A 20,602-nucleotide genomic window follows, 5' to 3' on the forward strand; every position below is an offset into this window, starting at 1 on the left:
GGTAAGCAGAGTTTTTGAAATGTAAGGCCTTTGAATAAGACAAAAGGCTGCCTCATCGCTAACTTTGCAACAGTGCCCTTTGAACTCACCGGCCGTAAGGGGCTCATTCTTGACGCCTACTGTGCTCATGATCTCTGACAGATTCCAGTGGTCCATACGCACACCGATAGAACCGATCAGGGCATTACTGTCGGCATAAATTGCATCAGCGGGCGATACCGCGTAATAGCATGCGGATGCGCATATGCCTTTCACACTAACGATGATTGGTTTATATGAGTCTGCGATATCAGAGAAAAAACGACCGGTACCGCTGGAGAGTACTTCGAGGGAGTTTTGCTTCGACCGTGCTTCATCGCCACGTTCTGTGCTCCCGGTTTTGTTACTCTTGTCAGCGGCTACAGATGAAAGAGAGCCACCGGCATCTGATACGCGTTCAATCTGTGGCTGGTGGTTTTTAAGCGCGTTTATCTGGCGGTAAATAATGATGGCGTCAGAGGGACCACCACCACCTGACTCTGCCTCGATAATAACTGCTTTGGCATGGGGATTATTGTAAGCTTTGGCAAGAGCTGTTGCGATCACTGTTCCATCGCCCGTTTCCGAGCCGGTACCCATCTCGCCAGAAATCCGTATTACAGCTATATGGTCTTTCTTCCCTTCAGCGTCCTGCCATTGTTCGTAAAGATTGTAGAAAGAAAACCCTACAGCGGTCATGGCAATTAGCGACATAGCAACTTTTGCCGTGGTATGAATGCGAAACATCTTATAAAAACGGTCAGCGTTATCATTGAGCGATTCTTTGATATTTGTAGGGGACTTCCTTTTTTTACTGCTTAACATCTGACCACCTTTACATGAGTTTTTGAAAGTTAGACCACAAGCGATTCAATGCAATTCCCAGTATCAATAAAGCGACTGGTGGGAAAAGTTGAGCGATATTGTTAAATAGTGACATATTTGGCATGACCAGGTAGACCATCGTTAAAGCACTGATCACCCAAAATGCTCGAAACCAAATACGATAAAACTGAACTGTAACCTTACCAAATACGTACCTCTTCAATTTCCACTGGTACATTCCATCTGCTAGCATGGCAAATAGATAGGGCAGAAAAACGATTAGCCACCCCAGGATTAAGTTCCACCGGAAAATGGACTGATAAAGTAAGAGGGGTATGTTTTTGGCCATAGTGTAATTAATAGAGGTAAATTTTTCAGCAACAATGTTAATACCTCTGGCTGGTTTTTTGGTGTCAGGGATCAGAATAGTATTCAGATAGTCAATTAACTTATAGTCATGTACCAACCAATTTAAAGTCGCTTCACTATTTGCAATGACAGACTTCCAACGGTCATTTGATATGATGGACCGGCTTGCATTAACCTCCTGAGTAATCTGATATTTGAGCTCCTCAGTATTCTGGAAAGCCAAGCTGTAACCAAAATAAATGACCATGCCAAAAAAAAGCATTGTTCTGAGCACTGCTGCCCTGCTTGTATTATCCGCAGCCATTGCTTTCCCTCCATTCACGAAAAAGAGCTAGCCTCTGATCGTGATTGCAATAGTTGTTACGCCACATCGTCGGGATACCCAGGAGCCAGTGGTACTGTTTAGGTATGATTTGGTCGATGAGGCTTAACTCCGCCAGTTCTTTATGCTCTGCGCTTTTCCACTCGATCTGTCCCACATCAGGAACAAATACAGCGGTCCTTGCTTTTGCGGCCTGGCGGGAAAATTCTATAAAGTTGATGCCCCACGGCGTCCAGTATCTGTACTGCTCGTTTAGGCCGATGTTAAACACCGGCAGAGAAAGAGTTGAGTCGGCAAAAGCCGAAATCACATTTTTGCAGACTCTTGGACTATCTATTTTTTCCTGTTCGGTTTTGAGATGAGTCAGCAGTGCACGGTCAATAATGCTGTTAAAGGTGTTTGTATAAAGGCCATTAGGGTCAGGAAGCTGATCTATGGCAGTAATGATTTTAAATTTTAACCGAGAAAGAAAGGGAGAGTCCTCAATAGTAACTATATGACTATGTGTTGTTTCTGGATGAATCTGGGGTTTGATGCGCTGTACTTGTTTAAAAGAGACACTACCTGGCAAATTAATGAATGCGCCCACCGTGCGTGTTAAATCGACGAAATAAGGCAAAAGATAACAACCAAGCATACGGGCATTCTTTTTTACAAGATCACACCGTACGTCATTGTTATCGAAAGAAATACGGAAACTAACGAATTTACGTTCAGGACCTTCGCTGGTGGTCAGTGATTGAATCCATTCATGGCATGATCCTTGTGGTACCGACCAGTAGCTGGTTTCACGGTCCCCAAAGGGATCAGTCGTGATCAACTCTCCCTTTAAAAGGAAAAGCTCAGACAGGGTATTTGCCATGGAGAATAGGGAATCGATATCGTTGCTCTGACAAAATTTTCCCAAATGATGAAACGCGTTTTTTTCTATCATAGTTAGCCGATCTCGAACTTCCTGAGAATCTGCGTACTTTAAACCCAAAGACTGAAAGCGCCTTTTTACGAGCGAGCGACATTTGCTGACTTTTAGTGCAGAGCTTAAAATTTGCTGGCGCGTCAGGACAATTTTTTCATCCATCAATGCAACTTCCTTAGAAATTTATTAAGATTTTTGATATCGAGATTTTGACGCAAAGTAACTTTTCCGGCCTTCTTGAAAAGCATTTCCGACAGAGTTGTGTTTGGCTTCATTTGTTTCTCAGCAACAGCAATAGGGATTTGGCCTACAACCTTCCTGCCATCTTGAAGCCTGGCAACTATGTGAAACATAGGGACCTGACCCAAGAGATCCTTTGGAATACTCTCTTCTAAAGTTGTCTGCTTTCTTTCTGAGATTGAACCTGAGAAGTTATTATGCGGCAAAGATGTTTCTGAACCGGTCGTATAAGTGACCATATTTGTGCTTATCGCACTCTTACCAAAGTTCTCTACAACAAGCGTCTGAGTAGGAGTATCGTTGACTCGCAAGCTTATATAATTGTTGCAGAGCCCCGTAATTCGATTGGCAGTTTCAACACTTGCCGCAGCAATAAAGTCGGAGATGGTTTGGGTGCAAATAAACAGTGCAATTTTCGCTGCACGACCCTGCGCCAGAAGGTTAATCATAGGGTTGTTAATGGCTGAGTGTGCCTCATCAACAAAAATACTTATCCTGGAATTAGCTGACATATCACCATCTTGAGCGTTGTAGCGACTACCGGCACAGGAGGTCAGATCTGACATTATTAATTGAGAAATAGCAGCTGCTGTATCGGGGTTTGAAAGGCCATCAAGCGAAATGTATAGCACCCCGCCAGTGCTGAACATCCCTTCGCTTGTTACAATTTCTCTTGATGATACTGAGTTCGGGTTAGGAGATAAAAGCTCATTTAAAGGTTTTTCAATGAGCATATCGAAAACAGGCATAATACCTGCGGTCATTTTAGCCATATGCTCTGGGTCGGACATTGAGTAATCAATAAGCTGGGAAACAGTATCTAACCAGTCTATTTGTTCGGACCCCTCGTAATTCATGAAATGAGCCGTAAACCATTCAGCGAGACGCTTGAAACGTACCGGCAAGGTATCGTTAGCGACGTACTTAACTTTTTCGGTCCAGACATCGTAACCATAATATCTCGCGTAACATGACTCCATTACCTTGACTGTAAGATTCACAATAGACATGTGGCTTTTCATGTTCTTGTGAATCAGATAAATAGAAGGCTTTTTCTCTATGTAAGAAAGCCCGGAAATCACATTGGAAACGAGAGCCTTGGCATACTGAACGAATGGGTTAACCTCACCGGGAACTGTCACCAAGCTCAAAAGACGAGATGTTAGGTCAGAAACATTAGTATAGGTGTTGCAGACATCAATACAGACCGAAGATGCTGGCTGGCCAGGATGAAATTTATAGAAAGGAAGACCGAGGGTCTTAGCCTCTTCCATTAGAGATTCTCGCCACTCTGCATCGTTCTTTGGATCTATGACAACAACAACATGACCAAGATGAAGCATGCTAATGCTTAGTAAACGCTGTAGCACCGTTTTCCCGGTACCCACGTTTCCGGTTATCAGAGTATGACCAAACCAATTGTCTTCAGTTACAAATATGGGTTCCCTACGTTCCACAGCAAAAATTGCATTGCTGCCGCCCATCTTACGAGCCATTGCGTCAAAATGTCTCTTAATTGGGTTGAAGACGAATGGCAACTCGATCTCACGTTTATCACTGGAGAGGTTAGCTATTTGATATGCCCGATCCGCATGTTCCGGACCCCACTCAAACCCATCACAAAAATAGGACTTTCGCTCGGGTATATCCTTATTTTTATTTTGATAATCCTGAACCAGTTGACGATACTTTCGCTCATTGGAGAAAAAGTTACTTTTGTTAATTACACGCAGTGAATCAAGACTAACGAACATGAAATGTCGCTTGAATACACGCCAATGAGCCATCAAAAATGGCGCTGCTGTTTTGCAACGATAAAGGCACAGCAAAAAAAGCAATATTGAGGTGAACAGAACTATTGGGGCGATGTCCAGTCCGTCTGAAGAAAGTCCCATATAAAGCATAGAAACCGAACAAATCAAAAGTATTGAGGCACTACGATACTCAAGAATAGGCCGATAAAAATTCTCTTGTGCATGGAGGTTAGTCCTCTTCGAATCTGACATTATAGGTTCCCAGCCTCTTTCAGGTTATTGATAATTCGTTCAATGTCCACTTTCGCCCGGTCTGATGCGGCCAGCAAAGTAGGCATGTTAAATGCATGGCATTTTGTATTGATCACAGCACCAGAATTAACGAGGTACTGAGGAAGCTTATTGAAAAGATCTTGAGCCTCTAACTGCGACCCAAATTTTTCCACGCAAGATTGGGTCAGATAGAGAGTATTAGGAGTACTTACCATAAATCTGTTTTTGCGCTTTCTTTTAAACGCCACCTCCATTTTGGACAGAATTTGATGCAGTACTAACGCAATTTCTACAAATTCAAGCTCTGTAACGTCACCTTCGCTTATAAGCGAGAATTCACCATTTTGGTCTGATTCAGTAGATGCAAAGACTTTACTGTTCAGATTGTGACCAGAAACAGGTGATGCTGGTTTTTGTACTTCTGCTTTGTCCGATGATTTATTCCGGTTGCGCTTGGGATTTTGTTTTTCTACCGGTGCTGTTGGGGCGAACAGTCTGGCCAGTGCTGGCGAAAGATGATGCCCCTTAGCGTCTGTGGGCGCATGCTCTCCATTTGATTCTTCAAGTACAGGAGGTAAGGCGGGCTCTTCACTTGCCATCACACTGGTTGCGGCTGCTTCGGTCTGGGAATACACAACTTCAGCTGGTGGTGGGCAGTTACCCTCAGTATCTGGTTCTGAGTTTTCTTGTCCTACAGAAACATCCATAGAGCGTTCATTCGTACCCTGGGGATCAGCGTTCTGTTCTCGGTTAAGTTCTGGTAATTCTGACGGCTCGGAGAGAAGCTTTTCATTATGGACCGAAGAGCTTGTTGCACAACTACCGACTTCTGGCCGAGAAACACTAAGCTGTGAGAAATCGGTATAATCAATGATCTCATGCTCTTCATCTTCTTTCTCAAAAAGATGTTGATAATGTTCATATTCCACAGCCTCAGTTTTCAGCGGACCAGTCGCGGATGCACTATCGGTTCCATGATATTCCACGTCGCCAGAATGTTCTTCGACTGCATTTACACGTGGGGGAGGCAGCTCAAGCGTTTGCTTTGGACGTGGGGCAGAGTTTTCAACAGAAGACTCATCATTAATCACTAATGCCTGATACATAGAAGTATTGAAAAGTGACTTTAAAGTTGTTGGCCTTCTTGGCTCATGATAGGTGAGCTGGAACCCGGCGCAGTTATCGCCGAGCTGGACTAAACGCAGATCGTCAATGTCCCTTACTATCCACATTCCATCGAGAGAGCCTTCTCTGAATGTCAGTTGGAAATAGGGCTCTTCACTGAATGCTTTTTCATCTAATCCCGGCAGCAATGCCATAGTGGTATCTATGTTGAGGTAGGGGACAGCATCAACACACACTATATAGTCATTGGAAAGTGGAGCGCTTAAAAGGAGTTCATGAAGTTGGTTGACCAGGACATGGGATTCCGTGTCCTTTGCCGATTCATCTTCACTTTCTTCTATATCAGGAATGACAGGATCAGCTGCTTCCTCACCCTCAGATTTAACTATCTGCGTGTCATTATCAATTTCATTATCACTTTCGGCTTTCTTCTCAAAATCGTCGGATGAGCCTTCATTTTTCTTAGAATGTATATCAACATCAATAGAGGCAGAGGAGCGGCCTAAATCATTAACCTTAAGAACAGCCGTCTCAACAGTATCAGTAATTTTAGTTATAACGTCCCGACCGGGCACTGGTCTTCTGTATTCAGTAACTGTTTTTTGCTCGTCAATGTAAATAAAGTCTTTATTGGCATTAACGCTAAAAAGACCCGGCACTGAGTCAGGGATTTTATAAGAATCAAAGATTAAACCAATCCACCTTAGCTTAAGAAGGTTATAGAATTCTAGTTTCCCTATCCCATTTCTAAAGATGTTTGATATTTCGTTTTCCGAATAGATACCCGGAATGAAGTAGTGAACGACACGCTCATCATCATAGGGCTCGACGTAACCACGTTGAACTAGGGATTCTACCAATACGGTCTTACCAGCCTCTCCCTGAGGGAAGTTATATTTATGTAATTCGAAATCATTGAGAACAAAATCAAGGAATGCGTTCTCGTTAAGGTATACCTCACCATTTACGATAATGATGTGCATAGGCTTAGCATTGTAATTGTTGATATTGATACTGGTAAAGTTGTGCTTGATGGTACTAATGGCCCTTGCTGCTGCATCATTAGAACGCAGACCCATGATAGGGTCACGTAAAACATTAAGGTCTGTACCAGTAGAATAGAAATCAGCGGTCCTCACGCATTTAGACAAAAAGTCATTCCCATCAGTATAAACGTTTAGGGCGGTGATCATTTTTGAATAAACACGTTCTTTATTTACCCGATCCAAAAATGCAAGACATACCGGGTTTAGGATTCGCTCAAGGAAAACGCTGGACCAGATATTATGTTGATTATGAATACGCTTTCGCCAGTGGATTTCGTATTCAACCACGTCATTTTCACGTGCCCAGTCAAGAAGACTTTGTGAGCTTGGCGTCCAAATGATCGGACTAGCTAAATTCAGGCTTACAATGTCGAGATCGTAAACCTTTCCGGCATCATGGACTAAACCACAGATAAACGCAGCATAGAGATATACTTTTCTACGGACTACTTCTTCATCTTGATATCCGATTGGTCTCAGTTCTGAGTGATGCGCATTTTTTAAAGAGAGTATGGCCACTTCCAGGCTGTGAGAAAGTAACCCACCAATACCATTATGATGATGATTTTCGGAAGCTGGCAAAAGATGTATCCAGCGAACATATTCAACCAAGGGCTTTAAAACTAAATTAGTAAATGTATATGCATCGTCCCTGATGTCGCTATCGCTGATAGCTAACATCATTGAAATTGAGTGCAGCTTTTCCCGATACAGAGACAGGATTGACTGTTCATTAAATGTCTGTATGCCCGTCGGACGAGTTGGATACTCGATGAATTTCAGGACTTCTGGATTTGGATGATCAGGAACAGTGTACTTCTGATCTCCTAGAATCTGCGCAAAAGGAGAGAGGCTTGATATATCCTCAATCATTACAGAGGTTGCATCATTCTCCTGAGATGAGAATATCCCCAAAATCCGTTTAATACATAAATACAGCGCCCTGAAATTCATCATCATACCTTATCGACGTTTGCCTGACAGTTCGGCTGCAATGTATGCCTGCACACTTTTATATTGCATTACTTTGGTGATGAACTCTGCTGGACTGTATGGCCCATCCTTACGGCGAGAAACATTCAGAGTCTTTTTCACATTCTCAACATATAAATTAATACTCTTTATAATGTTGTGAGACATAACCGGATAGTCGCTTACAGCCAGTAAACCCAATGAGTTGTACTCATACATTGTGTTCATGAGCTGGTTCATCTCGAAGATGTACTTGTAAAACCTCATGGTGTTGTGGTTATTGAAGTTGAGTTGTACTGGTTCAAAACTGAAAGGTACAAACTGAGTTGATGACATGAATGAGTCATTCTTGTCGAACTCAATTGACTTAATATAAGCAACAAGATTTTCTTTCATCTTATTGTTTTCTTCATGCAGCTCGTTGAACCAATCCTGAATAGCCTGAACAAGGTCAGGATGTTTAACTGCATCAACCGTTTTAAAGAGAGAGGAAATAGCGATACTCACATCATCAAAACCTCTGATGACTGCTCCATTTCTGGCAGTTAAAAACCGGTTAAAGTCTGGGGTGCCGGGGTTAATAATAACTTTGGCCATACCCTGGTGCTCTGGTCTACGTTGAGTAGAAGTTTGAGCGTTTACGCCTTGCTTTTTATTTGAACCTTTTACCATTACATCTTTTGGTTCAATGTTAATACGCTCATTGTCCGTGATAATTGCGTCGTTCATTGTGCCACCTTAGTTTTTGAGTATTGACGGATTTTTCGTCCAAGTTCGATATATGCTGAATGATAGAGCTCAAGCATTTCTCTGTAAGGCTCCAGCAATGCTTCCGTTTCAGAAATCATTTCGTATTCCCAGCTGGCATGGTTTACAAAACAGTTCTTAGAATATTTTCCACTTTTCATTGGTTGCACCCGTTTTGACATGTGGCTAGGCGCTCTTGTTTTATAAGGGCTGAACTGATGCCAAGTGATCGTTACTTTTCTGGCATTACCAATTAGCTCAACTTTTGGTGCGTAAGAACCCAGGTACTCCCTCTTTGGAACTTTGCTATGTCGGGTAAGGTTAATCTCTTGGTGGTTTCGTTCCTTCCACTTGATCCAGTATTTTGTAATGAGATCTTCAGCCTCAACACGCAAACCTTCAATCTGAGCACGTAAATTTTTACGTGTTAGCTCTATAGAACTTATAAGATTTGAATTACTCATGACGCCTCCTGATGTGAAATTACTATACCGGAGGAAATTTCCGTTTTTTTTCACGAACAGAAGATTTTTGAATGCTCTTTGATGAGGGAATTGAACAGATGTAATGCACTCGCTGTTTCCCCCATTCGGGAGGGGCCTTCAGAAACAGTAACAGCGAGTTTAGCCTCACTTCCATCGCTACCCCCTAAAGTTACTTTTGACAGAATGACCATTGTGGATTATTGCTTTTGATAATGTGCATTGCTCTATTAAAGTTATACATATATCTAGTGCCACTTTTCCAAAAAAAATGACCCTATGGAACTTTGTCCATAGTGACACTTTTATAAAAAGTGACCCTATGACGACATTACATAGGGTCACTTTTCAAACATAAGTGACCCTATGTGAGGCATTCATAGGGTCACTTTTCTTTGTTTAGTGATCCTATGTAAGCATGAGGTTGATGAAAAGTAAAAATGTCAGTTTATGACGGTCAGTGAAAGACGTCGTTATTCTAATCCAACGTTGGGAGGGGCTGGATTTAGGTTTTTTTTTAATCGCTTCACATTTCGTTAGCATGCGCAGGAATTTTTGATAAAATTCTGGTTAGTTTGGTTAAAAAGTGTTACAAGTAAGCGGTGTGGTTGAAGGGATAGATTTAAGGCTTATTCAAGCCTTAAGAAAATACTAAAAGTTACTTTTCACCCTACCGAACACCTAACAAAAAATCCATGTTGAAGATTTGAACAATTGTAATGGCGCAAGGACAATCAGCACATGTCAGAATCTGATAATTTAACTCGTAGCTTACTCGGTAAACTTTTCCGCACTGAGATTTCGCTTATTCGTAGTTACCGTGCATTTTTAATGTTATTGCCTGTGCATGGATCTTCTGCATATCAAACTGGGACTCCTCTTCTCCAGCGTCGCCTATTTGGGAAAGGATTTAGTACAGCCGCTGATTTAGCTTTTGAAGTGGAAACACGTCCAGGTAGTTTTTTGGTTCCGCGTACACTCGGAAAGGAAATTACATGGGAGAGGTTTTTTTCTGCGGTCTTGGACGGTGATTCCAATGTAATTCGTGAATATGATACAAATGATATTGACTATGGTATTTACGATGCCGGTGAAAAAGTGACTTTTCTGAATGGTACAGTGGATATCTATAATCCCAAGAAGATTCATGAGTTGCGTTCTAAATGTGTTGATATACAGAATGACTACTTTATGCAGGTGTTCTTTATCTCAATGCTCGCACCAGAGTTTGTAAGTATTTTCTTTGGTTTAAAACCAACTACAGCTGATGCTATTAAAGACATTGGTTATTCATCGTTAAAAACAATTAACGATGTCGTTCTTTTCCCACGTACAATTGCTTTCTCACAAGGGCATATTGAAGAGAGTGTTTCACTTAAAACGAAAGTTTTTGCCTGGGCTTATGAATTGTCTGCTGACATCCGGTTAGGAAAAGTTAGTGATGATTTGATGGAACTATTACGTTATGACACTATGTTCACCAGTCACCGTCAGGATGTGTTCAACACTTTAACAAATAAAGTTATGTTAAAGGATTATTGATATGGCAAAGGTCGATCAAACAAAAGCTAATGCTCTATTGCGAGCAGCAAGAACTATGTCGCTTGGGGCAAATAAAAATACAATACGAATTTTGTACGGTAATCATGTTGCTGAAAATATCGATTTTGAGCCTGGTGCAAAAACAAAACTCAAAAAAGGTATCCGGGGCTGGAGCAAACGCACAGATAACCGCCGAGCCTTTTCTGCTGTTATTGATGTCGCAGTTAACTATTTTGGTTTTGATCCAATAAATCCGGAAGCGAGTTTTCGGCAAATTGACTTCAACCGAATAATGAGTGTCCTTCATAATCTGGGATACTTTGTATGCGCACCGGAAGTTAATAAAATAATAGAAATCCTTACTTCTATGAAAGAAATTGAAGAACTAGGTGCCTGCGAAAAATGTAAACGCCCATACATTGTGCCAGTGACAAATGATGCTCATTGTCCACGTTGCAGATTATCTTCAACTGCTTCAGCCATAGAGAGGTATTCTCAAGAAGAATTAGATTAAATTTAAAAAAGATATCGCGAAACTTGCCTTGTCTGAATCTAAATATTGACTTAAGTCAAATTCTGTTGTTTGCTTTACAATCAAATATTAGTTACAACTTAAATATCAACTCTTGACAAGTAAAGATATAATTTGATTTTTCTTTATTCAGTTTTTCTTCGTTCCAAAAATGTGCACCTTTTTTTCTGTTGAAAACGTAAAACTACTTAGGTTCTCAAAACCTTCTATGCATGACGACTTCTTAATCGCTTTCAATTAATATATTTTATATTCTTGTCTAAGTTCGCTTCTTTGATCCTTAGCTATTCCTTTTTTGAAATATAGAAACAGCATTACTTGTGATGATTTTTTTCAGCTCTAAATACACCTGTTTTCAAAGCAATATTTGCTTTTAGATATTCGATAAAACCATGTTTTTGTTACACCGGATTTTTGACAACGTGCAAGATGGATGATCTTTCCATCACCGAGACTATCTTCTTAGTCAGCACTCCTTTTCCGTCCTTTTCAACATAAAAACGACCATGCTATACGAGCTCTAACCTTTTTTTTGTATGCCATCATAACCGCATCAGAAAAGGAGAACGGTCTATGACTCGTATTGCATTAGCGCCTTCAAAGATGGTTTTGCTTATGTCTTTGGTAATTACTGGTGCCCACGCCAGCCCTGAGCAACCCCTAATAAAAGATACGCCCTTTGTATCTGGCCAGGCTTATAAGAAGGGTTTCTTCTGGTATGACGATCCTGCTAAAAAAAGCGAAGCTGAAGAAGAAGAGGTTTTGCCACCAACCGGTGCTGCTAGCTCGCCTTCAAAAGAGGAAATGGTAGATTTAAATTCAAAATGGCTAAAAGAGAATATGCCTCGACTGTTAACGCAGGCAATGGATAACCCTACCGCAGAAAATCTATCACGTTATTACACGGCGCAAAGGTTAATGCTGGATATCAGTACGCGTTTTTCTGACAAATCAAAAGATTATTTTCTTAAAAACCCGATGATGTCTGAAAAACGCAGGCAACCAGTGGAAAAGGTGGCACTGGATGCTCACCGCACTGTTGTTGAAAAAAATCAGCAAACGGTAATGAAAGATATCTTTACTAAGTCAGGTTTATTTTTCTTTTTCCAGAGTACTTGCCAGTTTTGCCACGAAGAAAGCCAAATACTTCAATTTATGCAGAACTATTATTCGGTAGATATTCTTCCAATCAGTATGGATGGAAGGCCATTGCATAATGGCCTTTTTCAGGATTTTAACATCCCCAACGCACAAATTATTGATCAATTTAAAATTCGAGAGGTACCTACAATTTTCCTGGTTTCAAAGGATGGGACATCAGCTCAGCGCATTAGTGAAGGCATGATCTCCGCTGATGAATTAAAGAACACTATTATACTTGCCGCGAAGGGCATGAATCTGATCGATGACGCTTCGTTCCAGTCAACTCTAGATATTAAAAGGCAATATACCATCGGCGATGATGGCGTTATTACCGTTAATAAATCCGAAATGGAATCAGACCCATTCCTACTTCAAAAAATAATGGACCAAAAACTCGAAGGCTATGACATGCCTACGGCCGATCCGGTCAATTATCTCAATGCTGGCGGCAGTTTTGGAGGCACTTATGCGCAGTAATGCCGTTTTCAACTTCAAAAAGTTACTTTTGTCTCTTTCTGTTTGTGCTGCAATTTTAGCCCCGACTGCAAATGCAGACAACGCAATGCGTAACATTTTCAATGGCATGATGACGTCTACCAGCCCGGCCACCTTTTCCACAGCAACCCGTACAGGCATAGTTGGCGGGTCAATGTCTTACCGAACAACAAACGTTAATACCAACCTTGTTTCCATGTCGTTTCCAAAAGCTTCTGTCGGTTGTAACGGTATTGACGTTTTTCTTGGGTCCTTCAGCATGATCAACGGGGACCAGCTTGTGCAGGTGGCCCGTGGTATTGCCCAGGGTGCGGCTATCTATGCTTTTAACGTTGCTGTTTCAGCTATTTGTGCTGACTGTGCTGCAACGATTAATGACATCCAAAACAAACTGCAAGCGCTAAATAAATTTGCGAAAGATTCATGCAATGCAACTTACTCTTTCCTTTCTGAAAACGTGGGTACGCCAAGCCAGTTCGCTAACTCAGTTAGCTCTGGACCAGCCTCAATTCTGGGATCGATTAATGGTCTTATTCCTGATTTTGGCTCATCGATGACAAAGTCACCTGAAGCTGTCACTTCTCAGGTTAAAGCAAAGGATCCCGAAGAGTTCGCTGAAAAATTCAGTGGTAACCTCTTCTATATGTCGTTCATGGATATTGATAAGGGAACGATGAACATCGGAGGGGTAACGGAGTTATCCGGTTATAAACTGGCAGAACAACTTATGTCTCTCGTAGGTACTGTCATTATCAACTGGGATAGCAAAGGCGAAAAAGCGGGAATGGAAGTCCGCCCGTCTACCATGACTGTCACGGATTACATCATGGGGCCACCAGCTGGCGGATCAATTAAAATGCTCAAGTGTTCTCCGGCACCAGATCCATCATCCCCACGAAAGGCTCAGTGCCTTGTCATGTCAGAAGTTAATGACGGTGGTTTTAAGGGATTGAAGGATACCATTTCTGATCTTCTTTTAAACGTACAGAAAAAAATCATCAACGACGTTCGTGTTTCAGATGATGAATTACGCATTATCTCCTATATCGGCATCCCGACCATTATCGACTCTTTGCAAACATTCGAAGCACCGGAAGGGTACGCATACATTCAGGACATCAGCACTATTGCTGCGACGAGCCTCGTAATCAACATGTTGCGCCAGGTTGAGGCCAAAATTTCAACCATGAGCATACCGAGTGAGTCGCTGTCGGGTAAAAGGGATGATCTCAACCGATTAACAGACAATCTCTCAAAACAGGTTAAAGCCGCCTATGAGCTATCGCACAGCCAGGTCGGTACCAGCTCGGACGTCATTTCAACCTGGGATAACCGTCGCCTGCAACGGAAGGCTTTCACTGAAAGTATTCGTGGCACACGTAACTGAGGTCTGACATGGATTACAACATATATACCCTGGGTGATATTGATTTTGTCTGGTCGGCTTTTACCGGTATTGCCCTGATCTTTTCTCAATATACTGGTGTAAAAGAGTTCCTGACCACGGCCGCCGTTGTAGCAGGTGTGAGCCTATTCTATAAAACGTGGCTATGGCTTCAGGCTCCGACCAAAAATGAATTACCGTTTTTCTCCTGGTTTTTGGGGTTGATCCTTTTCATGATGGCAATGGTTCGAGTGGATGTAACTATTGAATCTGTAAAGTCGGGAGAGGTCAGAAACGTCGACGGAATTCCAATTTTTATTGCTGCGATGGCAACCGTCACCACTAACTTAAGCCAGGGTTTGCTGAAGGATTATAAAACAGCGTTTGATCCGCTTTCTCCGGTGGACCTGTCTGCAACAACTCTGGACGATGACATCACCCTCGGTCCGATGATCCGATTCGTGAAGTTTTTGCAATGGGGCGGCGATAGCCAGGGCTACTGTTCCGCATTTCCTGAACCGGCCAGCGGGCTAGGGCCAATGAACGTATGTGCTACCGTTCAGTCTCTTGCATACAACTGCCTGAAGGCTACCCAAAACTCAAGCGCAAATATTGCCGGTAAAGAAACTATTTTTAACGATATTTTCTCAGCTAATCTGGCAGATAGCATGGACCGGATTAATCAGGCGATGAAAGGCGCACTGAAGAATGCCTCTGCCAGTATTGTTGGCGCTAACGGTTCAAAATCTGGTACGTGTGATGAGGTCTGGTCAACTGTGAAACAGGTTACCAGTACAGCTGAAGCTCGCCAGACTATTTCCCTTATAGGACAGACAAACGGCATCCTTACTCCAGACGAAGCAAATGGTGCACCTACCGGCGCAAGCTTTACTGATGTTATGGCGTCAGCAAATGGTATGTACGGTAAGGCTATTGGTTCGTATGACGCCACCCTGAACCTGTTCATTATGAATGAGCTCAGAAATGGCGCAAGCAAATATAAGACCCCACTCGGTCTGGCTTCCGATATGCAGTTGTTTGAGGCTTCTCTGAAGCGAACCAACACAATGGCTTCACAGGGCCAGTTGTGGTTACAACTGTCGGGAGCAGCAATCGCATTCCTTGAAATGTTTGCTTATATGGTTGCTCCATTTGCTTTGCTTATGCTGCTGGCGTTAGGTGGTAATGGTGTTGCCGCTGCGGCGAAATATTTGCAACTTATCCTCTTCGTGAATATGTGGCCGCTTACGGCAGTAATGGTCAACGCGTATGTGAAGAAAGTCGCGACGGCCGACTTGGATACCTGGAGCACCCTCAACAGCCAGAATAATGCCGTCACGTGGATGGGACTCCCAGGGCTTGCGGAAACATACAGTTCATACCTGTCTGTTGCTTCCGCCCTCTATGCTCTGATTCCGGTACTCACATTATTCCTGATGACACAGTCGATTCACCCGATGATGAATGCGGTTAAGGGAGTGACCCCCGATGCGCCGGTGGATACTGGTCATGTAACGCCCAAAGTATGGGATGGCCCTAACAGCGGTAAATCTTCATTTGGTGACGTGACACGAACCGCCTTAACCAGTACCGGTCAGGGATACAGCGATGGCGGCGCAGTTGATTCAAGTAATTTCCGTCTTGGAATGTGGAATGCTGGTTCAAGTATCGCTAACAGCCAGGGACAAGGATCAGCTGTAACCTCATCAGTTATGAGTGCGGCAAGTAATTCATTCCAGGCTGGTTACAGTCAGATGAGCGAAATTGGAAGGTCAGGACAGTCGAGCCAGCAGTTCTCAACCAACCTGCAAACAATGAAGCAGATCTCGGATAAGATTGGTGCCTCTGTAGCAGAAGGTATTGCAACGAAACATGGGGTGAGTGCGTCTCAGATGGCCAGCATTGCTTCAAATGTTATTCTCAACGCTGGGCTTAATGGAGGTGTTGGAACTGGCAATGGAGCCGGGCTGAAAGCGGCTGTAGCAGGGCAATTGAGTAGCGGTGCATCTAAGACCAATACAGGCAGTGACTCGCTTTCAAATGACCTTTCAAAAGCAATCACGAATCAGCTTAGCCAGGATTCTGCGTTAACTGACCAGTTCAGTAAAGCGGCGTCTCAGGTAAGCAGCGATCAGATATCCAATACTAATGCGTTTAAAGAAGCATCGTCGAAAATGAACCAGGCGACACAGACGATGGCGCAAAATATTTCTACATCGGTTTCGACTAACGCAAGCTCCAATAGTGGAATGAGCCTTGATTCTAAACAAAGCATTAACCTGGACAGGTTCTCCGATTCTATTCGCAACAAAAACTTCAGTGATGATGATGTAAGGAATTTTGCTCGTAAGAATGGGCTGGATGAGAATGCGTTTATGGAGAAATTCAACTCCTATAACGATACCTTCAAGGCCAGTAATCAGCTTGGATCGCAGCTTCAACGTACTGACGCGCTTGTGGCTGCAACCCGAGATTTCAGTGAGCAAAAAATTGCGATTGATACCGCCCGGGGAGAGACGGCCGAAAGTAATAAACAGGATCTCCGTGAAACCTCCAGCCTGCTTAAAAGTCTGGTTTCCGACTTCGGTGGTAATGCACAGCAGCTGCTACCTATCACCAATCAGCTCGACAGAATTTCAGGTGACGGGTCAGGAATTAATACTATCACTCAGGCACAGGATAGAACTCCTGACAGCGTAAATACGTCTGGCGTGATGAGTGCGTCACGCGTAGGGGAACTGGGTGGAAGTGTAGATTCGCAGGCTAAACTCGGTCTTTCCTCCAACGCTCAGGACGCGACACAGCATGTCCCTGGAAAAAGTGAAGCTGGCTTTACTCCGTATAACCTTGATAACGCGGGCAAAGGCGATATTCAGGGAATACATAACAACAACGTGGGCCGCACTTATTCTGATGAAGAAAGGAATGTGCTTAATTCTCTCGAAAAGAATGGACCTGTACTGAATAATCAGGGTGTAGAGAAAGTCGTCAATTCGGGTCAGGATGTCAGAAATGCAGAAGGCACATTTAACGATCTGGAAAAGGTTGGAGGTCGGGTGGTTGGTGATGGAATGGATCAACGAGCCACTGCTTTGAACAGTATGTATCAGAGCGGGCAAGTTCGTGGCTTATCTAATAACACTGATAACTACTTTAGTCGTGTTGCCAACAACCCGAACTTAAGCCGGGACGATAAGCGAGCTGAATTGGCACAGCAAGCTGTCTTTACCTATGGTGCCAGCACCATGGCTACCGGTGCCGAAAGAGAGCAGCTCAAAGCGGATACCCAGAAGATCCTTAATGAACTGGGTAACTATAACGTTAACTGGAGTATGAATGACGTTAAGAGCATCCATAGCAGTTTCAACACTCATAACAGAGCTGATGGTTCACTTGAGTCAGTCGTACGGGCAAACCTGGGAGAAGGTGGGTCGGGCGGTGGTCTCGTTGGTAACCGCACTCAGACCGTCACAGATCGCTTGGTTGGGGAAAAGATAGAGGCCAACACTGAGCGGGGCGCGATTTCTGGTGCGCTACTCGGGGGCCAGCAATTTGTTTCGGATACGCTAACCAGCGTTGGGGCGAAACCGGTAAATGAGATGCTTACGGGAGCGGGCATCCTTCAAACCCAGACATCGATAGCAAATGATGCCTCTAACCCTGCAAATATGCCTGATTCTCTCCAGGGTAAAGTCCTTAATCACATGCAGATGTCTGATGGCGTCGCAGCTGTAAGTGACCGGTATCAGAGTATTAGCAGCGACGGCGTTTCGACTTATGCGAATGCAGCGCAGAACTCTGAAAGGGCTATCCGGCAGCAATTGACGGATGACCCACGCTTTGGGCCTCAGAAAGCAGATGAATTCATTCAGTACATGAAGTCAGAGCTGAGCAACACAAATGAGCCTTACCAGTCACGTGTCGATAAAGCGGATCAGTGGCTTAATGAAAATAAAAAATAAGGGAGGTTGAATATAACCTCCTGAAATGACTATCAATAGATTGTAAATTACTGCTAAACAATTAAGGCCGCAAAGTATGTGTTTGCGGCCTTTTTTTCAGAAGTACCGCTCTTGCGGAACATTCAACTGACGGTTTGAATCAGTGAAGACAAAAATCTATCAAACTCTGTATGAGATTCAATAACATAATCAGTAGATGCTTTGTCTCTTATCTGAAAGCAGTCGTCTGCAAAACTATAAGCGAAAAGTGACATGCCATCTTCTCCGATTAACACCTTATCAGTGAGATTTGGGTCAACGTAGATTTCATTGTCTCGTGCTTCAAAGTTGCGTATGTAAATATTTGACCACAATAGATTTTCGTTCTCTGCCTGAACAAGGTTATAAAACGTAAGTCCGTTGTACTCAAAACCATCCATAGCATTAAACACTTGGGCATAATCAAGCCTGGTTTTAATGAGTTTCTGTATATCTATATAGGCGCTCTTTTTGTGATCTGCCCACTCCACTGGAGGCGGATTGCAGATTAAGTCTTTCAAGACTTCCGGGGCTACCGGGCTGGCTAAAGGGTAGTGATCTGCAACCATCAACCTCTTTAAGCTGCTGAGTAGTTGAGTTAAATCTTTCATGAGCGCCTCTTACTTTCCTACCGGGTAGATAACACCGTTCGGCGATGGCCATAGAACTTTGGTGCTTGAATTATACGGTAGATCCTTCGTAATGATGGATTGTGCTTTCGACAGTGCTGAATGGTATGGTGAATTCTGAATAAGTACCAGGTTGTCTATAGCGTTTGTGCCACCATCATCAAGAGGGATCTTGTGGTGAACCTGCCACCCAGAGGGGACCTTGCCTGTTGCAAGTTTCATCAAATCGTTAGGTTCAAACGTAGCCAGGGCATCTGGGTGGTCTGAAAGTGATTTAAGGAAGTTAGGGCGTACAGTATTGTTGAATTGTCCACGGAGAGCTAAATATTCAGCTCTGTCTCGGCGCATGTAGTTCAATTCGCTAACATTCATATCATCGAGCAAAACGTGTGCTTTTTTGTACTTGCCGAGATAACTTGTCAATTCATCCGCAGACCTTGGATTTCGGATAACCAGAAGTGAAGCCGCTGCAACCAGCATACCTGAAGTTGTTTCGTTCAATACCTGGTCATAGCCTTCAACAGCTTCGCCGCCAAGTTGTTCAGCCGTATGTCGAAATCCCTCCACATTTCCATTATAAAGCCCGCCAGCTGCGAGAAGACGACCAGCCGCTTTGGAATTAATGGTTTTTGTTGATTGGGCGTGCTGTGCTGGTGTCGTTGATCGAACGTAATACCCCGGGCGTTTCAACTGACGAGAGATGATATCGCGCAGACGGGTAAAGAGGGACAGGGGCAGGTCATTGCGTAGGTTGCCATTTGATATAACCCCCGGCCCGGCATTGCCGGTTATGTCTTTTCTAAGCAGAACGATCTTACCGTATCTGATGTCGTCAAGCGTATCGCGGTAAGCGAGCCAGGGGCGTTGATGGTGGAACTGGTGATACCGGCTGACAAACTGTGTATATCCCTGCGGTAAATTCCATTCCTGAATAATCCGGTTTGGCAGGGCGGTATCTTCGAGGTCATGTACCGCCGTGGCCGGATGTATGATGTGGGGAATATCCTCAAGGTATATGTCATCCAGTGACTTAGCCTGACAGTGATGCAGCATAATGTCCCTTTCTTGTCGAATTCATATGAGACATTATTGCGTATGGTATAAAACAATCAATCCTAAAGTGGATGGGCGTACGAGATCAGCAGTGACAGGGTAAAAGGAAAGTTACTTTGTTCATCAGCGTCCCATGAGCTGATGGTACCTTGCGTTAAGAGCTGCAAGGTCAGATTCGGTGAGGCCCGTGTAATAATCGGTTTTGTGCAAATGCGGATAACCGGCCGGAAATAATGATTCGTCGTCATCAAGGCAGATAAATGCTTTAACTCGATGTGAAAAGACAAAGTCCTCACACTCGGCAGCCCGCACACCAGTCTGTCCGTGTTTTAAATATACCGAACCGGTTGCACCTATGATTTTGTCTCTATAAGGCACCCGGAACAGAGATTTCAGATAACTTGTATTAGCGCACTCACGCCATGAGCTGGAGATAACAATCACCATGGCAGGGCAGTTATCCAGCAATTTCTCTAACAGTGGCATTCGCTCAAAGGTTTCATTTTTACACCTGTGGCAAACCCCATCGAAATCTAAGAAAAGCACGACATGCGAATCAGGGAGAGGGGCCCATAAACCAGCTGTTGTTTCTTCATGAACACATACTTCTTCATGATGAGGGTTTTTCTGGATCAAGAAAGAAGAGAGAATCTTAAATAAATTTCTTGCAGAAGAAGACAATATATTACTCCTGAGTCAGTGTGAAATATTTGTGGTGGTTTACCCAAGCCACTCGATGATCTTCTGTAATATCG

General features: G+C 43.4%; 15 protein-coding genes. 5 read left to right on the plus strand and 10 right to left on the minus strand.

What is annotated here, in order from left to right:
• The 7 genes from V6E55_RS22245 to mobI form a co-directional block, all read right to left on the minus strand.
• Positions 1–843 (minus strand): S49 family peptidase (locus V6E55_RS22245; RefSeq protein ID WP_316943942.1); only part of this gene is annotated, 843 nt, incomplete at its 3' end.
• Between the two features lie 10 nt (positions 844–853).
• Positions 854–1,516, minus strand: a complete 663-nt coding sequence (locus tag V6E55_RS22250; RefSeq protein ID WP_000718549.1) for a DUF4400 domain-containing protein — start codon at positions 1,514–1,516, stop codon at positions 854–856.
• A complete protein-coding gene (locus tag V6E55_RS22255) occupies positions 1,503–2,612 on the minus strand; it encodes a hypothetical protein (RefSeq protein ID WP_000343600.1) in 1,110 nt (369 codons plus the stop codon). Before V6E55_RS22255 ends, V6E55_RS22250 begins: the two co-directional genes overlap by 14 nt.
• Positions 2,612–4,696 carry a conjugative transfer system coupling protein TraD gene (traD, locus tag V6E55_RS22260; RefSeq protein ID WP_001284073.1) on the minus strand — a complete coding sequence of 695 codons (2,085 nt, stop codon included), beginning with the start codon at positions 4,694–4,696 and terminating at the stop codon, positions 2,612–2,614. The genes V6E55_RS22255 and traD overlap by 1 nt, the downstream gene beginning before the upstream one ends.
• The gene (mobH, locus tag V6E55_RS22265) at positions 4,696–7,842 is read right to left on the minus strand and encodes a MobH family relaxase (RefSeq protein WP_001011152.1); all 3,147 of its coding nucleotides are present in this window, start codon (positions 7,840–7,842) and stop codon (positions 4,696–4,698) included. Before mobH ends, traD begins: the two co-directional genes overlap by 1 nt.
• Before the next feature lie 9 nt (positions 7,843–7,851).
• Entirely contained in the window at positions 7,852–8,589 is a 738-nt protein-coding gene (locus V6E55_RS22270; RefSeq protein WP_000995978.1) for a hypothetical protein, read from the minus strand.
• Entirely contained in the window at positions 8,586–9,071 is a 486-nt protein-coding gene (gene mobI / locus V6E55_RS22275) for a conjugative transfer protein MobI(A/C) (RefSeq protein WP_000071885.1), read from the minus strand. Before mobI ends, V6E55_RS22270 begins: the two co-directional genes overlap by 4 nt.
• 759 nt (positions 9,072–9,830) lie before the next feature.
• On the opposite strand from mobI, the gene V6E55_RS22280 reads away from it, so the two are divergent.
• The 5 genes from V6E55_RS22280 (at position 9,831) to V6E55_RS22300 (ending at position 18,147) form a co-directional block, all read left to right on the plus strand.
• Positions 9,831–10,631: a hypothetical protein gene (locus tag V6E55_RS22280; RefSeq protein ID WP_000004208.1), complete on the plus strand. Its 801-nt coding sequence runs from the start codon at positions 9,831–9,833 to the stop codon at positions 10,629–10,631.
• 1 nt (position 10,632) lies between these two features.
• A complete protein-coding gene (locus V6E55_RS22285; RefSeq protein ID WP_001140952.1) occupies positions 10,633–11,145 on the plus strand; it encodes a hypothetical protein in 513 nt (170 codons plus the stop codon).
• Positions 11,146–11,736: 591 nt separating this feature from the next.
• Entirely contained in the window at positions 11,737–12,783 is a 1,047-nt protein-coding gene (locus tag V6E55_RS22290; RefSeq protein ID WP_000196727.1) for a thioredoxin family protein, read from the plus strand.
• The gene (gene trhH / locus V6E55_RS22295) at positions 12,773–14,188 is read left to right on the plus strand and encodes an IncHI-type conjugal transfer protein TrhH (protein ID WP_001257292.1); all 1,416 of its coding nucleotides are present in this window, start codon (positions 12,773–12,775) and stop codon (positions 14,186–14,188) included. The genes V6E55_RS22290 and trhH overlap by 11 nt, the downstream gene beginning before the upstream one ends.
• A gap of 8 nt (positions 14,189–14,196) precedes the next feature.
• Complete coding sequence (locus V6E55_RS22300; protein ID WP_000386160.1) at positions 14,197–18,147, plus strand: conjugal transfer protein TraG N-terminal domain-containing protein; 3,951 nt, start codon at positions 14,197–14,199, stop codon at positions 18,145–18,147.
• Positions 18,148–18,269: 122 nt separating this feature from the next.
• On the opposite strand, the gene V6E55_RS22305 is transcribed toward V6E55_RS22300, so the two are convergent.
• The 3 genes from V6E55_RS22305 to V6E55_RS22315 all read right to left on the minus strand — a co-directional run bounded on the left by V6E55_RS22305 (position 18,270) and on the right by V6E55_RS22315 (position 20,528).
• On the minus strand, positions 18,270–18,776 hold the full coding sequence (locus V6E55_RS22305; protein ID WP_000654195.1) for a YrhA family protein: 507 nt from the start codon (positions 18,774–18,776) through the stop codon (positions 18,270–18,272).
• A 9-nt stretch (positions 18,777–18,785) separates the two neighbouring features.
• On the minus strand, positions 18,786–19,847 hold the full coding sequence (locus V6E55_RS22310; RefSeq protein WP_000902297.1) for an HNH endonuclease signature motif containing protein: 1,062 nt from the start codon (positions 19,845–19,847) through the stop codon (positions 18,786–18,788).
• Positions 19,848–19,970: 123 nt separating this feature from the next.
• The gene (locus tag V6E55_RS22315) at positions 19,971–20,528 is read right to left on the minus strand and encodes an HAD domain-containing protein (RefSeq protein ID WP_001371950.1); all 558 of its coding nucleotides are present in this window, start codon (positions 20,526–20,528) and stop codon (positions 19,971–19,973) included.
• Positions 20,529–20,602: the final 74 nt, after the last annotated feature.

Origin of the sequence: Enterobacter sp. 342 (assembly GCF_036663495.1) — a bacterium.
In the GTDB taxonomy this organism is placed as follows: domain Bacteria; phylum Pseudomonadota; class Gammaproteobacteria; order Enterobacterales; family Enterobacteriaceae; genus Enterobacter.

Excerpts from the sequence above, each read along its gene's own strand:
- traD (WP_001284073.1), bottom strand. The coding sequence starts at position 4,696 with ATGTCAGATTCGAAGAGGACTAACCTCCATGCACAAGAGAATTTTTAT.
- trhH (WP_001257292.1), top strand. The coding sequence starts at position 12,773 with ATGCGCAGTAATGCCGTTTTCAACTTCAAAAAGTTACTTTTGTCTCTT.
- V6E55_RS22280 (WP_000004208.1), top strand. The coding sequence starts at position 9,831 with ATGTCAGAATCTGATAATTTAACTCGTAGCTTACTCGGTAAACTTTTC.
- V6E55_RS22285 (WP_001140952.1), top strand. The coding sequence starts at position 10,633 with ATGGCAAAGGTCGATCAAACAAAAGCTAATGCTCTATTGCGAGCAGCA.
- V6E55_RS22300 (WP_000386160.1), top strand. The coding sequence starts at position 14,197 with ATGGATTACAACATATATACCCTGGGTGATATTGATTTTGTCTGGTCG.
- V6E55_RS22310 (WP_000902297.1), bottom strand. The coding sequence starts at position 19,847 with ATGCTGCATCACTGTCAGGCTAAGTCACTGGATGACATATACCTTGAG.
- V6E55_RS22255 (WP_000343600.1), bottom strand. The coding sequence starts at position 2,612 with ATGGATGAAAAAATTGTCCTGACGCGCCAGCAAATTTTAAGCTCTGCA.
- V6E55_RS22290 (WP_000196727.1), top strand. The coding sequence starts at position 11,737 with ATGACTCGTATTGCATTAGCGCCTTCAAAGATGGTTTTGCTTATGTCT.
- mobH (WP_001011152.1), bottom strand. The coding sequence starts at position 7,842 with ATGAATTTCAGGGCGCTGTATTTATGTATTAAACGGATTTTGGGGATA.
- V6E55_RS22270 (WP_000995978.1), bottom strand. The coding sequence starts at position 8,589 with ATGAACGACGCAATTATCACGGACAATGAGCGTATTAACATTGAACCA.
- mobI (WP_000071885.1), bottom strand. The coding sequence starts at position 9,071 with ATGAGTAATTCAAATCTTATAAGTTCTATAGAGCTAACACGTAAAAAT.
- V6E55_RS22250 (WP_000718549.1), bottom strand. The coding sequence starts at position 1,516 with ATGGCTGCGGATAATACAAGCAGGGCAGCAGTGCTCAGAACAATGCTT.
- V6E55_RS22305 (WP_000654195.1), bottom strand. The coding sequence starts at position 18,776 with ATGAAAGATTTAACTCAACTACTCAGCAGCTTAAAGAGGTTGATGGTT.